Here is a 17,032-nt window from a genome sequence, read left to right as displayed (position 1 = left end):
ACTAATAGCTCGACTCGTTCTCGGCGGCATCCTGCCGGGCGATGGCGATGCCCCGATCAATGATTGACCTCAGCATTGAGTAGCTGGGCGGCTTCACCATGTAATCGTCGGCTCCCAGCTCTATACTCCGCTGCCGATCGCGCTGTTCGTCGGACGTTGTCAGGATTACAACCGGAATCATGTGCCAGTCGCTGCGCTGTTTGATGATTTTCAGAACATCGAAGCCATCGATACGGGGCATGTTGAGATCGAGCAAAATCAGGTTGGGATACTGCCCTTCCGGCACCTGCTCAAGCTGTTTGATCAACTCAATCCCGTCGATAAACTCATTTATCTGGCATAAAGCTGGATGTTGGCGAAAGGCCTGCCGAAGTAGCAGCCGGTCATCCTCATCATCATCGACCAGGTAGATCAGTAAGTCATTCATTATTGGATAAGCTCGGTGAGTATGTAATTTGCAGGGCAACCGAATGAAATCAGGACAGGGAGTGGGGTTGAGCCACATCGCATCCGATCACGACCGGGCCATTCTGCCTATAACGCATGAGCCGAAAAAATGGTACACGCGCTGGCATTCAGTCGTTAAAAATAGCAAAAAAAGCCGGGAAAGTTTACAACTGACCCGGCTTTTTTGTGGCTTACAAAACGACCGGTTACCGGTTCATTGATATCAGAAATTCTTCGTTGGTGCGGGTACCTTTCATTCGGTCGAGCAGGAAATCCATCGTCTCCATCGAGTTCATGTCGGCCAGATGCTTACGCAGAATCCAGACGCGTTGCAACGTTTCCTTGTCGAGCAGCAGGTCTTCCCGACGTGTGCCCGAGGCCAGTACGTCGACGGCCGGGTAGATACGCTTGTTCGCCAGCTTGCGGTCGAGTTGCAGTTCCATGTTACCGGTGCCTTTGAATTCTTCAAAGATCACTTCGTCCATCTTAGAACCCGTGTCGATCAGCGCCGTAGCGATAATCGTCAGCGAGCCACCATTCTCGACGTTGCGGGCCGCACCGAAGAACCGCTTGGGCCGGTGCAGGGCGTTGGCATCGACACCCCCCGACAGGATCTTGCCCGACGACGGCACGACGGTATTGTAGGCCCGCGCCAGACGGGTAATCGAGTCGAGCAGGATCACCACGTCGTGACCGCACTCCACCATCCGTTTTGCTTTTTCCAGCACCATGCTCGACACCTTCACGTGCCGGTCGGCCTGTTCGTCAAACGTCGACGAGATGACCTCTGCGTTCACACTCCGGGCCATGTCGGTCACTTCCTCCGGCCGTTCGTCGATCAGTAGTACAATCAGGTATACCTCCGGGTGGTTGCGCGTGATGGCGTTGGCAATCTCCTTGAGCAGTACCGTCTTACCCGTTTTGGGCTGCGCTACGATCATACCCCGCTGACCTTTACCGATGGGCGCGAACAGATCGAGCACGCGCGACGAATAGTTTTCGGGGCGATTGCTCAGGTGTAGCTGCTCTTCGGGAAATAAGGGCGTCAGGTATTCAAACGGAATCCGGTCGCGAATTTCCTCAGTCGTCTTCCCGTTGACTGTCGTGATGCGAAGCAGGGCAAAATATTTCTCGCCCTCTTTCGGGGGCGGATCGCGCCCTGCACGGTGTCGCCCGTTTTCAGGCCAAACAGCTTGATCTGCGAGGGCGATACGTAAATATCGTCGGGGCTGGCGAGGTAGTTGTAATCAGCCGACCGCAGGAAGCCGTAGCCACCGTCGGACATGATTTCCAGCACGCCCTCGTTCTCGATAATACCGTCGAACTCGCGAATGTGCTGATTATACTGGCGCCGGATACGGTTCTGGTACTCCTGCGCTTCCCGCGATAGCTGCGGAGCGGCTGGCTGAGCCGGAGTGCTGGTTGCTTCCGCTGACTGGTCTGTCTGCGCGGGCTGATCCGCCTGCTGCACCTGTGCTGCGTCGCCGGTTGTATTCGTATCTGGCTGGTTAACAGCTGTTTGCTGATTGCCCTCCGTGTCGGCGCTGACAACTGTGGGTGTCAGAAAATCTTCGTCGTGTTGATTATTAAGCCGCTGGGCCGATTCGTCGGTAACCACCCGCTGGGTGCGGGGGCGCTGATCGCGGTCGCGCCGGGCGAAATTATCCCGCTGCTGGTTCGTATCCCGATTGTCCCGGTTTTCGCGGTTGTTCGTATCCCGCTGATCACGCGAATAGGATCCATTGTTGGTATCGCGGCCGTTATTGTCCCGGAATCGGTTGTTGTCCCGGTTATTTCCGTTCGTCGACTGCTGATTGTCGGAGCGGTTGTTTCGCTGCCGGTTCGGGTCATTCCGCGTCGACGGATCCCGATTGACTTCGTAGCGGTTGCGGTTGTTGGTTTGCTGACCGGCGTTTCCATTTCCGGAACGGTTGTCGGGCCGCGTTGCCGCAGAAGGCTCAACCTGAGCGGGTTGCGCATCGGCCGGGAAGGTGCCGGGCTTTGTTTCGACGGCTTCTGTCGCGGCTGTACTGGTTGCGCCATCTTCGGGCGTAGGTGCCGGGATGTCTGAAGCATCAGCGTCGTGACGGATCCGTTGCCGGGTGCGGGGCGTTGATGCCGCTTCTACCGCCGGAGCCGGCTCCGTAGCAGCCGCTGGCGTTTCTACCGTGGTAGTGGGTGCCGCAACAGTTTCTGGTGCAGGGGCAGCCCCGGTACTTGTCGTTTCGTCGGCTGGCGTAGCTTTTTTGCGGCTTCGCTTGGCCGGTGCCGCCGTTGTCGGTTCGACGGATTGCACGTCAGAAGATGGACTAGCCTTCTGATTGTCAAGGATTTTGTCGACTAAATCTTTTTTGGAAAGCTTGGTAGCGTCGCGGATGCCAACTTCATTAGCAATACCGCGAAGCTCAGAAACAAGCTTCATCGTTAAATCGTCATTGGTATACATACAGTGCTGTAGCAATAAATCGTAGCGGGGCGCGGTTGCACCGGGGGTGGAAAGGAAGTTAAAGTCGGACCGGCTTCGGTAGGTGGGGAAGTGAAAAAAGCGAACGGATGAGTTGCTTCGTCGAGCAATCATCAGCCTGCGGGCCTAACGAGAGTCAGGTGCGTACGCAACGGAAACAGGTCAAAGTGAAAAAAAAGTGGTTTGTTAGATCCAGATACGAGCGACTGGCAGAGTCAGGCACAGACGCTGACGGATATAATCGGGAAGTCAGTGCGGTAGATACGACCGGAGCGTGGCCATCCACTTGCGATACTGACAAAAGCAAAGGTAGGCTATCAAGCAATAAATGTCAATAGTGATATTAATTTATAAACTAAGGCCAGGTGGCGACGACTGACGAAATTGGGCAATCACCCTTAAAAAACCTTAAAACGGCGAAAAATGACAATGTTTGTACCGCTGCCCGTCGTTACCTTACCGATATTTGCCGGTACAAATCGATCCAGCGGGCGGCTGTTTTGTCATGAATCTGGTGATAGACTGGGGCAACTCAAGCCTGAAAACGGGTTGGTTCGATGGGGTAGAGCTGGTAGAAACGGGTCATTTCAATACCGTGTCAGCCCTCGTACAGGCAATTGGCCTGTCGGCTGACCGGCCGCTGGAACAGGTTCTTGTCTCGTCGACGAGCCGGTCGGCCGACGTTATTCAGCAGGAATTGACGGGGTTGCCGGTGCCGGTACATGTGTTTGACAATCAGACGCCGGTACCGATAAAAAACGGCTACGATACTCCCCATACGCTGGGCCCTGATCGGCTGGCAGCTGCCGCCGGAGCCGCCGGGCTGTTTCCGGGCCGGGCCTGTCTGGTGCTGGATCTGGGTACCTGCCTGACTGCTGATCTGGTCGATCCGGACGGTACGTTTCGGGGTGGACTTATTGCGCCGGGCCTAACCATGCGGTTTCGGGCTATGCACGAGCACACGGCCCGGCTGCCGATGATCGACAACCCGCTGGCCGACGCCAATTGGCCCGACCTGGTTGCCCGCAACACGCGCGATGCCCTTCGCAGCGGGGTGCTGAACGGGCTTGGTTTTGAACTGAACGGGCTGATCGAAGCTCACCGGCACAACTGGCCCGACCTCGCCGTCCTGCTGTGTGGGGGCGACGGGCCGGTTTTGAGAAGTCGGCTGAAAGAGCCGATATTTGCAGTACCGGAACTGGTGCTGACGGGATTGAATCGAATTTTACGCTATAATGTTGAAACTATACACACGGGTCGTCCGGCTGATTGGAAGTAGTATACTGGCTGTTACGCTGGTATCGTCGCTGGCGCACGGACAGGGCCTGGGTAACACACCTTATTCGGCGCTGGGTCTGGGTGAGGCCTATCCGCTGGGCAACGCGGCCAATATCGGGATGGGCGGACTTGGCATCAGCAATCCGAACCCGTTTTACCTGAACCTGCAAAATCCCGCCCTGCTGGCTACGCGCCCACCGGTTACGGTATTCGAAGTGGGCTTGCAGGGGCTGTCGCGTTCGCTTACGCAGCGCATCAGCAACAGCACGCAGAGCCAGCAGAACTTCGGAGCCAATCTGGGGTACCTGGCCGTAGCGTTTCCGGCTAATCCGCGCTGGAGCATGTCGGTCAGCCTGCGCCCGTTCACCTACGTCAACTACTCGACGGTGCAGGTTCAGCAGGTGCCCGGTACGAACCGATCTGGGGTGTACGACTACAAAGGGTCGGGTGGGCTGAACAAAGCGTCCTTCGCTACCGGGTTTCGGCTGTTCGAGAAAAAGAACGTGTATGTCGGGGGCGAAGCGTCGTTTTTGTTCGGCAACATTACCAACTCATCGGCGGCTTATGTAGCCCTCAACGGTAATGGTACCGATACTCAGGTCAACCTGCTGAACCGGGTGAACTACGGTGATGTCGTGTTTAAACTGGGTGCTGCCTGGCGGCCTAAACTAAGCGAGAACTGGACGCTCAATCTGGGTGCCACCTATGACCCGGAAACGCGGATAAAAGGCACGCAGACCGATATTTATCAGCTTACTCAGAGCAGTTCCCCGATAACGACGCCGGACACCGCCCGCAACAATGTAACGGGCAAAACGACCCTGCCGCAGCAGGTACACGCCGGTATCAGTATCGAGCGCAACAACCGGTTCACGGCCGGGGTCGATGTTGGCTATCAGCAGTGGAGCCGGTTCCGCAATAACGACAACGTAAGTACTGGCCTGCTCGATGCGATTACAACGGCGGTTGGGTTTGAACTGACGCCTAAATCCAATTCGACGCGCTACCGCGATCTGATTACGTACCGACTGGGTGCGCAGTACAACCAGATGCCATACGAAATTGGCGGTACGCGGATCAACGATATGAACGTCAGTACGGGTGTATCGCTGCCGCTGGGCCGCTACCGCGTCAATCAGGTGACGCTGTCGCTGGTCTACGGACAGCGGGGTGTACTGGCGGGAATGCAGGTGCGCGAGCAGTATCTGCGCATGGCCCTCGGTTTTTCGCTGGCCGATCGCTGGTTTGTTAAACGGGTTATCGATTAGTGTTGTTTGGTACGTAACAACCACCAGCGCCTACGATTTACCATGTCTTTATTCCACCTGAAAAAAACGGCACGAGCCGGTGTATATACCGGCCTGCTGCTGAGCTTGCTGGCCTGCGAAGAAGCAAAGACAGTCAAGAAAGTAGACCCGTTCAACGGCCCTGTCGAAACTATCGACAACGTCGAGATGCTGTATAGCGAAGCCGCTAAACTCAAGGTGAAGCTGACGACCGCCAAGCAGTTTCGCTATATCAACGACGACCGTAAATACCCCAAACAGGTCAACATCGTTTTTTACGACGCAACCGGCCAGCCGACCACGACGCTGCGCTCCGATTCCGGCCGGTACGATAAAGCCAAAGATCTGTACACGGTGATGGGCAACGTGGTGGTAGTCAACACGCTAAAGCAGGAAAAACTGCTGACGCCAACGCTCAACTGGAAGCCCAGCACGAAAAAGGTGTATACCGAGAAACGCGTCACGGTGATTAGCCAGCTGACGGGCGAAAAACTGTACGGTATCGGTATGGATGCCAATCAGGATTTCTCGCAGTACTCCATCCGCAAGCCGACCGGTATTTTCAACGTCAACGGGGGAATCTAGTACTCCCCCGTGTCTGTGTTTATGAAGACACATGAACTCACCTGTCCAGTTTTTGCCAAGCGGTTCGGGGTGCGTTACTGCTTCGGGCGGCACTTTTCGAGGAGCGGCCCAACGGTTTTAGCACTGGTCAGCGTCGTTTCATTGCCCCACTCATTGTAGATATACGTGGTCAACTCCGCTACTTCGAGGTCGCTGAGTTGAGGCTGGGCGGGCATTACCCGGTTGTAAGTCTTACCGTTGACAACGACCGGCCCCTGCATCCCATAGCGAATCAGGCAGATTACCGAATCTTTGTGTTTGAGGTAATCAGACCCAGCAATCGGTGGGTACAGAGCCGCCAGCCCCTGTCCTTTGGCCTGATGGCAATTGGCGCACTGATTCTGGTAGATCAGAATCCCTTCCGTAATGTATTTCTGCCGCTTGATTTCCTCGTCGCTCTGGCAGGAAATAAGCCCCGTCAGCAGGATAAATAGACCTGCGAATCCGTACAAAAGCTGCCTCATGCCTTGTTTTCGGCCAGCAGCCGGTCCATGTCCTTCATTAGTTTATCGACGCCCGCTTCGGTCGTTCCATCGTAGATGCCCCGAATGTGTCGGTCTTTGTCGACCAGAATAAACGCCCCGCTGTGGACCACGCCCCCCGGCACCGACGAATCTTCCTGCGCGGTTACCATGTAGCTGTTCTGACCGATGTCGTAAATCTTGTCGCGATCGCCGGTCAGGAACAGCCACTGCTTGCCTGCGATACCCAGGTTATCGGCGAATTTTTTCAGCACTGCCACCGAGTCGTGTTTCGGGTCGATGGAGTGGGAGAGCAGCAGCACGTCAGAATTACCCTTGTACTTCTCAAACACGCGCTTGAGCTGCACCTTCATCTTGGGGCAGATCGTGGGGCAGCTGGTAAAGAAAAAATCGGCCACGTATATTTTCCCCGCTACGGTCTTAGCCGTCACTGTGTCGCCGTATTGATCGACGAAGGCGAAGTCCGGGATCTGGTGCGCGACTGAATCCGTCACTGTTTTACCATCGACAGTGCGGGTAACGAGTTCTTTCTGCCCCAGAACGGGCAGTTTATCGTCGCCCGGACCGCAGCTGATTGCGAATATTGACAGGCTGATTAGCAGAGCCGTTGTACTAAGGAGTTGCCAGGAACTGGCGGGTATGCTCGAGACTTTCATTGACTTTGGTTGTAACATCAGTGATGCTGGCTTTCTGGGTGTCGAGGTAGCGCAGAGCCTCGTCGGTGGGTAAGCCAGCCAGGGTATCGTATCGGTAGTGTGCCATCCAGCGGGTCATCAGGCTATCGGCAACGGTGAGATCGTGCAGGAGCCGCCGGGCCTGATTCCGGTCTTCATCGAGCCGGAGTGCCGACGATGCCGACCCGTTCTCGGCTGTACTGTCGAGCGTAATCAGGCGGGCCTTGAGTTGACGCTGAGCCGTCAGCAGATCATCTATCTTCGGCATGATGGCGTCGTGGATAGACAGTACATCCCGCTCGGCCTGCTCAACGGCTGGTCGGCTACCGTCAGCGCAGGCACTTAGCCAGCAGACCGCACCAAACACAACGGCTATCCTCCGTAACCGGGTAAGCACACACAACGGCGAACGAAAAAAGGGCATTATTTGGCGGCAACGCTGCTGCGTTGTTTCAGAATTTCACGGGCGTTCTTAAGCGCGCTCGCTGATGGGTTTTTGCCCCCGATCATCTGCGCGATCTCGTGTACCCGCTCGTCGAACGTTAGTTTACGAATCCGGCTGACTGTTTTATCGGCCGAATGGTCCTTGTAGACGAAGTAGTGAGCCGTGCCCTGACCGGCAATCTGGTGCAGGTGCGTGATGGCAATAATCTGGTGACTACCCGACATATCGCGCATCATGTTGCCCATCTTGATCGCGATTTCACCCGATATACCCGTGTCGATCTCGTCGAAAATAATCGTCGGCAACGACCGCTTACTGGCCAGGATATACTTGATTGCCAGCATCAATCGGGAGAATTCACCCCCCGATGCCACGGCTTTGAGCTGCTGTGGCTGAATGCCTTTGTTGGCGCTGAACAAAAACGAAATCGTGTCGATACCGACGGGGCCGGGCTTGCTGGCTTCGGCTTTAATGTGCAGCGACGCGTTGGGCATACCCAGTTCGTTGAGCAGGCCACCAATCTCGGTTTCAATCAGCGGCAGTACGGCCTGCCGGGTTTCCGACAGTTCGTGGGCGCGCTCCATCAACTGCCTGCGGGCGGCTTCGGCATCGGCTTTCGCTGCCGCCAGATTATCGTCGAGGTTCAGCACCGTGTTGACTTTCTGGCCCAGTTCGTCGCGTAAGGCAATCAGTCCGTCCACGTTCGTTACCTGATGCTTGGTCTGCAACTGATAGATCAGGTTGAGTCGCTCCCGAATCGTTTCCGCCCGGCCATCGTCGACGTCGACGTTGTCCTGTTCCGTGCTGATTTCGAGGGCCAGGTCGCGCAGTTCGATCAGGGCACTCTGTGCCCGCTGCTGCAACTGCTCGTACTGATCCGACAGCTTGCTGATGTACGACAGGTTGCTGACGGCCCCTTTCAGAAAATCGATCACCGACTGCTCGGCGTTGTCGAGGTATTCGTAAGCCAGTTGCAGCCGTTCCTTGATGTCGCCCGCGTTTTCCAGAATGGTCAGTTCCTGTTCCAGCGTTTCCTGCTCGTTGGGCAGCAACTGCGCTTTTGTCAATTCGTCGTACAGGAAATTGTTGTAGTCGAACTCTTTCCGCATGGCCGCTGCCTCCGACTGAAGCTTGTCGAAAATGGCACGGGCGGCCCGGTAAGTCTGGTAATCAGCGCGGTACTGACTGAGTTGCGAGTCGTTTTGCGCGTAGGTATCGACAATGCCCAGCTGGTAATCGTTGGAGCCCAGCAGTACCGAATCATGCTGGGAGTGGATGTCCATCAACTCGCTCGTGACGCGCCGAAGCGTATCGAGGTTGACGGGTGTGTCGTTGACAAACGCACGTGACTTGCCGCTGACGCCGATTTCGCGCCTGACAATACAGGTATCCGAAAAGTCCAGTTCTTCTTCGTCGAAAATGCGTTCGATGCGGTAGCCCGTTACGGCAAACGTGCCTTCGATGACGCACTTTTTTTCCGGGTTGTACAGCACCCGCGTGTCGGCCCGGTTTCCCAATAGCAGTCCGATTGCCCCCAACATGATCGACTTGCCCGCGCCCGTCTCGCCCGTGATGATGTTTAATTCACGGTCGGGGCGAAGTTCAAGCTCGTCGATCAGCGCATAGTTTTTTATCAGTAGATGCGACAGCATAAAGGAAGGAGTCTCACTTTGTCAACACGTGGGGGAGGGATGAAGTTCGAGGTTTGGTTTAAGGTTTAATGTCTAACGTTTAAGGTTCTGTTGCGGACTACTTTAAACCTTACACATTAAACCTTAAACCCAAAAATCACCCCCCACCAGCTTGCGGTAGGTCTCGGTTTTGGAGGGATCGAGGTACGAGAGCAGGTCGAAGGCCTGTTTACGTTCGGCGGGTGTTCCCTCAAACATAATGTTGTAGATCTCCGTTGATTTGGCGTCAAAAAATGAGTTAATCAGCACAGAGTTAGGTAGTTGCAGGCCAATCCGACGGATGGTGTTCAGCATCTCCAGCGTTTGTTTGCGCACCTGAATCGGGTTGGCTGCAAACTGATCGAGGCCGAGCCGATGGTAGGTGTAAACGGCATCCCGAAAGGGGATTAGCTGCTGGTTTTGCAGATTTTCGATCAGCCAGAACCGGTTTCGCCGGTCACCCCCGGTTTGCCACGCTCCGTTGGCCGAGCCCTGCTGCGCCAGGTTGGTAATGGCGTAGGCGCGCTGAACGAACAGGTTGCCGCCCTGCTTACTGAACGTGTCGTAATCGGTCGCCAGAATAACGTTGGCGTAAAAGCCGAGCAATGAGGTCAGGTCGTCGGAGTACTGGTTTTCCCGAAAATACACCGGGGTTGTGGGCAGATAAATAAAATTGAACGCCCGATCGACGTAGCTCAGCGTCGTGGTTTCGTAGTTGGTGCCGTAAACGGGCCGTGTCACGACAATCTGAGCCGTTGCTTCGAAGGCTCCCTGCGTCAGCGATTTGATCAGGTTGATGTTCAGGGAGCAGTTGATGCGCTCGGAGGGAGTAAACTGATCGTTGCTCCATCGGCGCGTGTTCATGAACTCGCTGATGATGCCCTTCAACTGATTCACGTACGAAAAATCAGTTTTTTGCTGGGCAAACAACTGGTCGGCGTTGACCGTCACGGTGCAGTTCAGTTCCTGCGCCTGCGCTGTCGCAGTCAGACCAAGCAGCAGGCAAAGTAGGCGGAGTTGTTTCATACGGAAGGTGCTGTCAGGGCATTGGCAACCAGGTCGAGCAAATCCTGCGCCACGGCGTCTTTCGATTTTAGGTCGAAGGCATGAGTCTGGCCGGCCTTATCCATAACGGTGATCTTGTTGGTGTCGTATCCGAAGCCCGCGCCGGAGTCGCGCAGGGAGTTCAGTACGATCCAGTCGAGGTGTTTGCTTTGCAGCTTCGACAGCGCGTTAGCCTGCTCATTATCTGTTTCCAGCGCAAAGCCCATCAGCCACTGACCCGGTCGTTTCTGCGCCCCGAGCGTAGCCGCAATATCGGTGGTTCGGGTTAGTTCCAGCGCAAATTCTGTCTCTTTCTTTTTGATTTTCCGATCAGCCACGTGTACCGGCGTGTAGTCGGCCACGGCCGCGTTCAGAATCAGCACGTCGGCAGTCGGAAATTCGGCTGCGGCAGCGGTAAACATCTCCTGTGCCGAGCGCACATCGATTCGCCGAACGCCCAATGCAGGCAGGGGCAGAGCCGTTGGTCCGCTGATGAGTGTCACCTGCGCGCCAGCCATGGCGAAGGCGCGTGCGATTGCGTAGCCCATTTTTCCCGTAGAGTGGTTGCTGATATAGCGCACCGGGTCGATGGGCTCCTGCGTTGGCCCGGCCGTTATCAGCACGTGCCGTCCGGCCAGTTCAGGCCGTTGGGCAAGGTGAGCCGCAAGCACTTGTACGATGGTTTCCGGCTCGGCCAGTCGACCTTCGCCTACCAGCCCACTCGCCAGCTCGCCGTATTCGGCTTTGATGATGTGGTTACCGTACGACGACAACCGGGCCAAATTGGCCGTTGTGGCCGGGTGCTGGTACATGTCGAGGTCCATGGCCGGGGCGAAAAATACCGGACAGCGTGCCGACAGATACACCGCCGACAGCAGATCGTCGGCCAGGCCGTTGGCGCAGCGGGCCAGCGTACGGGCCGAAGCCGGGGCAATGACCAGGACATCGGCCCACAAACCCAGCTCGACATGGTTCGTCCATTCGCCGGTCTGCCCGTTAGCAACGAACTGACTCAGAACGGGCCGTTTCGAGAGCGTCGACAGCGTCAGCGGGGTGATGAACGTCTGGGCCGACTCGGTCATGATGACCTGCACCTCGGCCCCAGCCTTCACCAGCAACCGCACCAGCAGAGCCGATTTGTAGGCGGAAATACTGCCCGTAACACCCAGTAGAATTCGTTTTCCGGCAAGCATAATAGGTGGGAAGGAAGAAGAACGGAGTTCGTCTAAACAAGAACAACCGCCCGGCAGATGTGCCGGGCGGTTGCCGAAACAAACGATGCCGATTACTGCTGCGGCTCTTCGTCGTTGTAACGCCAGTACACTTTGCCTTCCAGAAACTCGTCGGTAGCCGTCGAGGTTGGCTTGGGCATCCGCTCGTAGAATTTCGAAATTTCGATCTGCTCACGGTTCTCGAATACCTCTTCCAGGTTATCGACTGCCGATACAAACTCCGACAGCTTGCTGCTCAGCTCTTCTTTGTTTTTAACCGCAATCTGACGGGCCCGCTTCGAGATGATCGAAACAGATTCGTACAGGTTACCGGTTTCGCGCGCGATTTTGTCATTATCGCGGGTGATGATAGATTGGTTGGTTGCCATAGTCGCTTATTGTCAATACTCGTTTATGGAGTCGATACTGGGTTTACTGCCGGGCCGCCGTTACTTTGCCGGGCCGGTTGGCAGGAGCCTGCTGCTGTTTCTGCAACTGTTTTTCCTTTTCCCGTTCTACTTCCAGTTTTGTCAGCCGGTCGATTTCTTTCTGGCTGGACTCAAACATTTTTTCGGCCTGCTTCAGGTATTTGCTGTTCGGATACTTGTCAACAAATCCCTGATAATAAGTCATTGCTTCCTGATAACGTTCCTTCTGCTTTGTTTCCAGGCTGTTCTGCGCCAGGCTATACTCGGCATCGACTTTCAGGAACGCCAGTTCTTCGTTGTAGGGCGAATCCGGGAAGTCGCGCTGAAAGATGTTGATCGAGATAACCGACGACTTGTAGGAGGCAATGTTGAAGCCGCTGGTTTTGAAGTACAGTTTGGCTTTTTCGTAGGCCTTGCGCTCCAGTTTCTGACGAAGCTCCAGAATCATCTTCGTGGTTTCGTCGCGGTACTGCGTGTCGGGGTAGTTATTGATAAAGTCCTGCAAAGCCGATGTCGCCGTCAGCGTATTCGACTGATCGAGGTTGAAGTCGGGCGCGTCTTTGTAGAGCGAAACCGCGTACATGTACATGGCTTCCTGCGCGTGTTCGCTACGGGCAAACGTCTCATAGAACTTCTTGAACAGCGTTGAGCTCAGCAGGTACTGCTGCTGATTGAACTGCGTGTACGCATGGTAAAACTGCGCCATCTCTGACTCCGTGCTTCCTTTCAGAACAGGAATCAGTTCCTCGAACAGCAGACCGGCGTGGTACCAGTCTTTTTTCTCGTAGTATTGGAGGGCGGCTTTGTATTTCTGTTCGTCGGTGGCGGTTTTCTGTAGTTTGTTGAACGAACTACAGGAAACGAGGAAACCAAAACAACAAACGAGGGCTAGCAGCCGAGCAAAACGAAGGTATTGCATAGGGGCAAAGGTACGAAAAAAATACGGGCTACACCGCTAAAACGTTGGTGTAACCCGTATAGTACGGCCAGAAAGCGACCCGAAGAGTGTTATTAAGCTTTTTTAAGAACTGATGACCCGTCTACTGATGCCGGACCAGCAGTTTTTTAGTGGCTACCTTCTTACCATCCAGCGAAAGCTGATAGAAATAGTAGCCTGTCATCATGTCGCTCGTGGCGATGCGGAGTTTGCGGTCATTCTTCGCCAGCTCGTACTCTGCAACCGGCGAACCCAGTACGTTAATCAGCACCAGTTTTGCTTCATTGACAGCCCCCGTGTACTGATACGAGATCTCGGCGTAGTCGTTGGCGGGGTTGGGGTAGATGTTCGACACGGCAATGTGCTCATTGGCAAACATCAGGTTGTCGTCGCTCTCCGAGACTTCTTTTGTGATTTTACCTTCAACACTACCGGCGGCTTCCGCTGCTGTTGTGCGAGCCCCGGCTTTGGCACCTGCGCGGGCTACCAGTAGTGACCGGTAATAGGCGTTGATGGGAGCGTTTTTACTAACCGAAAGGGCCCGGTCGAGGGAAGCGGTCGCGGGCTTTTTCACCAGCGAAAACCGTTGGTTGGGAAGACCACCTGCGGTTGACTTCGGCGTGGCACCCGTACGGCCCAACTCCAGCCGACTACCCTTTCGGGCGTCGGAATCGCGCGGGGCAACCTGTGCCCGGAGCGGGGAGTTGACCGACAGTAAGCCGGCGAGTAAACCAAAAAGTATAATTTGTTTCATGAATTGCTATTTCGGGTACACACGTATTCACCACAAACCTATCAGGCACAGAAGAGAAAGTCAACGTATGTACAATTTAATTATTGTTAAATTACGCAATTTATAGCTCTTTGAACCTATTTCTTAGCCAAAGGTTTAACCGGCTGCCTCTTTTTAATCAGCTTGCGGGTTGCTGGCTTTTCTTCCGGTGGTGTTTCCAGCCAAAGTACCTGTCCTTTTGTTGGTTTCTCGGCTACCCGCCAGCGAAAGCCATCCAGTTCCTGTACCTCCGGGCTGAATTCCTGGGGGGCACAAACTGCGCATCAGGACGGCCGTAGAACCGGATTCGCTGTACCTTATTATCGGCGAATTCGAGGTTCATCCGACTGCACTCCACATGATTCATGCCAATCAGCTTGTTTTTGTCGTCCAGCGCGAAGTATATGCTTTGGCCGTTTCCGTCAACAAGAACGCGATCCAGCGCTGTACGCTCCTGCTGACCGACCGTCAGCGAACGGGCTGGCGTTGTCCGGGTTACAGTTACGGCTTTACCCGCGCGTTTGGCCACCACCTGCTTAGTCGCTCCGGCTGTGACCGACACTATTTTAGTCGTAAAAAACGCGGTGATCGTGCGGCCTTTGACCTGATTAAACTGATTCAGTGTATCGAGCGAAATCGAGAAGGCATGACCACGAAGAAACATGGTGTTGATCTTATCGTTTTTCATCAGCGCCCGCATCGAATCCGCTTCCATCTGATACCGGTTCTGACTCCAGATAATGGGTTTCTTGTAGAAGTAAAGCGTTGAGTCAACCGTGTCATAGATCAGCGAGTCGCACTTGCTTTGCAGATCTGATTTGTAAACAAATACGTTTTTCTGCCCCAGCAGCCGGCGCGCATTCGTGACTTTATTGTCGAAGGAAAACAAGGTGTCGGCCCGCATAAATAGCGTATCATCGCTGACGACGCTTTTGGCCACGGGATGGCCCGTCACCCGCGACACCCCGGCTTTACCGTTGTAGCGCACGTGGTCGCCCAGAATAACCGCTTTTCTGTCTTTCGCCACCATAATCACGTTGCCGTCTGCAATGCCCAGATCGGCGATATTGTCGTAGTACAGCGTGTCGCCCGTCAAACGGTACTTGGGTGTTTCGACGGTTGCCCGACGCTGAAAGTTCGAAATACCCGTTACAGTGTTATACTGCCCGGCCACCGCCGTCAGGACCCCGTCTTTGTTGACAATACGCGTTGGCCCCATAAACGTGGCAATGCGGCTCGTCGAATTGTACAATAGTGAGTCAGCGGTCAGCGTGCCTTTTGGGTTGACCAGCTTCACATTCTGCCGAAACGTAAACAGTTTGCTGCGGGTATCGTAAAACCCTTCGCGACTCGTCAATACGTTTTCTTTATCGACGATACGGCCGGGGCGGTCGGGTGCGCCGGGGGGTAATGGGCGATGCCGGAAATTAGGTCATAATCAAGCTTGTTCGTCGTCAGCGTCATCTTACGGTCGCGCATAACAACGCGGCCGCTGACGTTGGCCTGCCGCATGTTGCCGTAGTAGAACATGGTGTCACCCCGTACACTGACCGTATCGCCCTGCACCAGCCGCACATTGCCGTAAGCTTCGATTATGTTGGTCGTCGCGTTCTGAACGGCCAGATCGCAGTACATTAGCATGCCTTTCTGGCGAAACTGTACGTTGTTGTACACCCGCCTGACAGCCTGACCGGGCACATTCACAATAACGAGGCTATCGGCCCGCAGTAACTCGATCTTGTCGCCGGTTGGTCGGCCCGGCTGCGCCCGGACAATCGGCGATAGCCCGGCCAACAGCAACAAAAGCAGTATCGTGATGCGGAATGAGTAACGTACCATAGTACAAAACTACGGCTTCGGGCCTAAACCTGATGTTTGAGCAGGATTTTTTAGGATTTATTAACGACAACAAATTGGTCGACACAACGGGCCGCACACTGCTTGCCGTGAGCGGTGGGCTGGATTCGACGGTCATGGCCAACCTGTTCAGTTGTGTGAATCTCCCCTTTGCCATCGCGCACGTCAACTTCGGTCTGCGCGGCACCGACTCTGACGAGGATGCCCGTTTTGTCGAACAGCTTGCCGGGCAGTACGGCGTCCCGTTTCACCTGACCCGCTTCGACACGGCGCAATGGGCGGCTGAGCAAGGGGTATCGATTCAGATGGCTGCCCGCGACCTTCGATACCAGTGGTTCGGCTCCATTCGGCAGCAGTACAGCTATAGTCGCGTTGCGACGGCGCACCATTTGAACGACGTGCTGGAAACGATGCTGCTCAACCTGACACGGGGCACCGGACTAGCGGGGCTGCATGGTATAGCCGTTCGGCAGGAGCACGCACAGGTGGGCACGCTGATCCGACCATTGCTGTTTGCTCACCGGGATCAGCTGGTGACTTACGCGCAGGCGAACGGGTTAACCCACCGTGAAGATCGCTCGAATGCCGATGATTATTACGCGCGCAATCGCATTCGTCATCACGTCATACCTACATTGACCGGGCTGAATCCGGGCCTGTGGCAGACGCTGCCGCGTACCGTCGAACGGCTACGGGCGGCCGAACAACTGATGCAGCTTGAACTTACCCGGTCGTGGCGGCAACTGACCCAGACAGAGCCGGACGGAACGATTCGCGTACCGATCAGGCAGTTGATGGAGCTGGACGAGGGCGTGTTTCGACTGACGGAGTGGCTGCGTCCGTTCGGATTTACCCCCGAACAGGTCCGGCAAATCTGGGCCACGCTGGAGCGCGAGCCGGGTGGTACGTTTGATTCAGCGACGTATCGCATCGTCCGGGAACGACAATGGTTGCTACTGTCTTTGTTGAAGGTAACACCGTTAACAGGCTATAAATCAGATTTACAAATTATCGGATCCGGCGCTGTGATTAGCCTGGGTGACTGTTCTGTGCGGGTAGATGTGATCGAGCGTTCGGCAGAGTTTGTTCCCGATGCTGAACTATCCGTCGCCTGGCTCGACGCTGACCGGCTTGCTGAGCCGCTCACGTTGCGCATCTGGCAGCATGGCGACCGCTTTCGGCCCCTGGGACTGGCGGGTACCAAACTGGTCAGCGACCTGCTGAACGATCTGAAGCTTGAACAGCGCGACCGGGCACAGACGCTGGTACTTTTATCCGGGCACGACATAGCCTGGGTCGTGGGTCGGCGGATTGCACACCGATTTCGCGTTCGGCCAGACACGCGCCGACTGGTTCGGCTGACCCAAATACAGGGGAGTGGCCCCGCAGAAAGACCACCTTTATAAAAAGGAA

Annotated in this window: 14 protein-coding genes and 2 pseudogenes; 4 read left to right on the top strand and 12 right to left on the bottom strand. The window is 55.3% G+C overall.

All coding sequences use genetic code 11. The features are described from left to right. Position 1: 1 nt before the first annotated feature. The gene (locus tag HH216_RS17905) at positions 2–427 is read right to left on the bottom strand and encodes a response regulator (protein ID WP_169552036.1); all 426 of its coding nucleotides are present in this window, start codon (positions 425–427) and stop codon (positions 2–4) included. A 226-nt stretch (positions 428–653) separates the two neighbouring features. Next, positions 654–2,893 (bottom strand): annotated as a pseudogene (rho, locus tag HH216_RS17900) (transcription termination factor Rho). Positions 2,894–3,416: 523 nt separating this feature from the next. On the opposite strand from rho, the gene HH216_RS17895 reads away from it, so the two are divergent. Genes HH216_RS17895 through lptC form a run of 3 tightly spaced genes read left to right on the top strand, consistent with a single transcriptional unit; the run spans position 3,417 to position 6,060 of the window. Then, entirely contained in the window at positions 3,417–4,190 is a 774-nt protein-coding gene (locus HH216_RS17895) for a type III pantothenate kinase (RefSeq protein ID WP_169552035.1), read from the top strand. After that, the gene (locus tag HH216_RS17890; RefSeq protein ID WP_174842719.1) at positions 4,147–5,457 is read left to right on the top strand and encodes an OmpP1/FadL family transporter; all 1,311 of its coding nucleotides are present in this window, start codon (positions 4,147–4,149) and stop codon (positions 5,455–5,457) included. Before HH216_RS17895 ends, HH216_RS17890 begins: the two co-directional genes overlap by 44 nt. 42 nt (positions 5,458–5,499) lie before the next feature. Then, positions 5,500–6,060 carry an LPS export ABC transporter periplasmic protein LptC gene (lptC, locus tag HH216_RS17885; protein WP_169552034.1) on the top strand — a complete coding sequence of 187 codons (561 nt, stop codon included), beginning with the start codon at positions 5,500–5,502 and terminating at the stop codon, positions 6,058–6,060. A gap of 74 nt (positions 6,061–6,134) precedes the next feature. On the opposite strand, the gene HH216_RS17880 is transcribed toward lptC, so the two are convergent. The 10 genes and pseudogenes from HH216_RS17880 to HH216_RS17835 form a co-directional block, all read right to left on the bottom strand. Next, complete coding sequence (locus tag HH216_RS17880; protein ID WP_169552033.1) at positions 6,135–6,563, bottom strand: c-type cytochrome; 429 nt, start codon at positions 6,561–6,563, stop codon at positions 6,135–6,137. After that, positions 6,560–7,237, bottom strand: a complete 678-nt coding sequence (locus HH216_RS17875) for an SCO family protein (RefSeq protein WP_169552032.1) — start codon at positions 7,235–7,237, stop codon at positions 6,560–6,562. Before HH216_RS17875 ends, HH216_RS17880 begins: the two co-directional genes overlap by 4 nt. Next, on the bottom strand, positions 7,194–7,652 hold the full coding sequence (locus HH216_RS17870; protein ID WP_169552031.1) for a viral A-type inclusion protein: 459 nt from the start codon (positions 7,650–7,652) through the stop codon (positions 7,194–7,196). Before HH216_RS17870 ends, HH216_RS17875 begins: the two co-directional genes overlap by 44 nt. Positions 7,653–7,678: 26 nt before the next feature. After that, complete coding sequence (gene recN / locus HH216_RS17865; protein WP_169552030.1) at positions 7,679–9,352, bottom strand: DNA repair protein RecN; 1,674 nt, start codon at positions 9,350–9,352, stop codon at positions 7,679–7,681. Between the two features lie 123 nt (positions 9,353–9,475). Beyond that, positions 9,476–10,396, bottom strand: coding sequence for a type IX secretion system protein PorD (gene porD / locus HH216_RS17860; protein WP_169552029.1), 921 nt, complete (start codon positions 10,394–10,396; stop codon positions 9,476–9,478). Further along, positions 10,393–11,607 carry a bifunctional phosphopantothenoylcysteine decarboxylase/phosphopantothenate--cysteine ligase CoaBC gene (gene coaBC, locus HH216_RS17855; protein WP_408641737.1) on the bottom strand — a complete coding sequence of 405 codons (1,215 nt, stop codon included), beginning with the start codon at positions 11,605–11,607 and terminating at the stop codon, positions 10,393–10,395. The genes porD and coaBC overlap by 4 nt, the downstream gene beginning before the upstream one ends. Positions 11,608–11,699: 92 nt before the next feature. Further along, positions 11,700–12,014: a DNA-directed RNA polymerase subunit omega gene (locus tag HH216_RS17850; RefSeq protein WP_169552028.1), complete on the bottom strand. Its 315-nt coding sequence runs from the start codon at positions 12,012–12,014 to the stop codon at positions 11,700–11,702. A gap of 43 nt (positions 12,015–12,057) precedes the next feature. Beyond that, positions 12,058–12,972 (bottom strand): outer membrane protein assembly factor BamD, encoded by a 915-nt coding sequence (locus HH216_RS17845; RefSeq protein WP_169552027.1) that lies wholly within the window; start codon positions 12,970–12,972, stop codon positions 12,058–12,060. Positions 12,973–13,093: 121 nt separating this feature from the next. Continuing rightward, positions 13,094–13,744: a T9SS type A sorting domain-containing protein gene (locus HH216_RS17840; RefSeq protein WP_169552026.1), complete on the bottom strand. Its 651-nt coding sequence runs from the start codon at positions 13,742–13,744 to the stop codon at positions 13,094–13,096. A gap of 116 nt (positions 13,745–13,860) precedes the next feature. Next, positions 13,861–15,601, bottom strand: a pseudogene (locus HH216_RS17835) (OstA-like protein). Positions 15,602–15,633: 32 nt separating this feature from the next. On the opposite strand from HH216_RS17835, the gene tilS reads away from it, so the two are divergent. Beyond that, positions 15,634–17,025: a tRNA lysidine(34) synthetase TilS gene (tilS, locus tag HH216_RS17830; RefSeq protein ID WP_169552025.1), complete on the top strand. Its 1,392-nt coding sequence runs from the start codon at positions 15,634–15,636 to the stop codon at positions 17,023–17,025. The last annotated feature ends 7 nt before the right edge of the window (positions 17,026–17,032 follow it).

The organism is Spirosoma rhododendri (genome assembly GCF_012849055.1).
In the GTDB taxonomy this organism is placed as follows: Bacteria; Bacteroidota; Bacteroidia; order Cytophagales; family Spirosomataceae; genus Spirosoma; species Spirosoma rhododendri.
The sequence above is the reverse complement of the archived record's forward strand: the minus strand, read 5'-3'. Positions and strand labels throughout refer to the sequence as shown.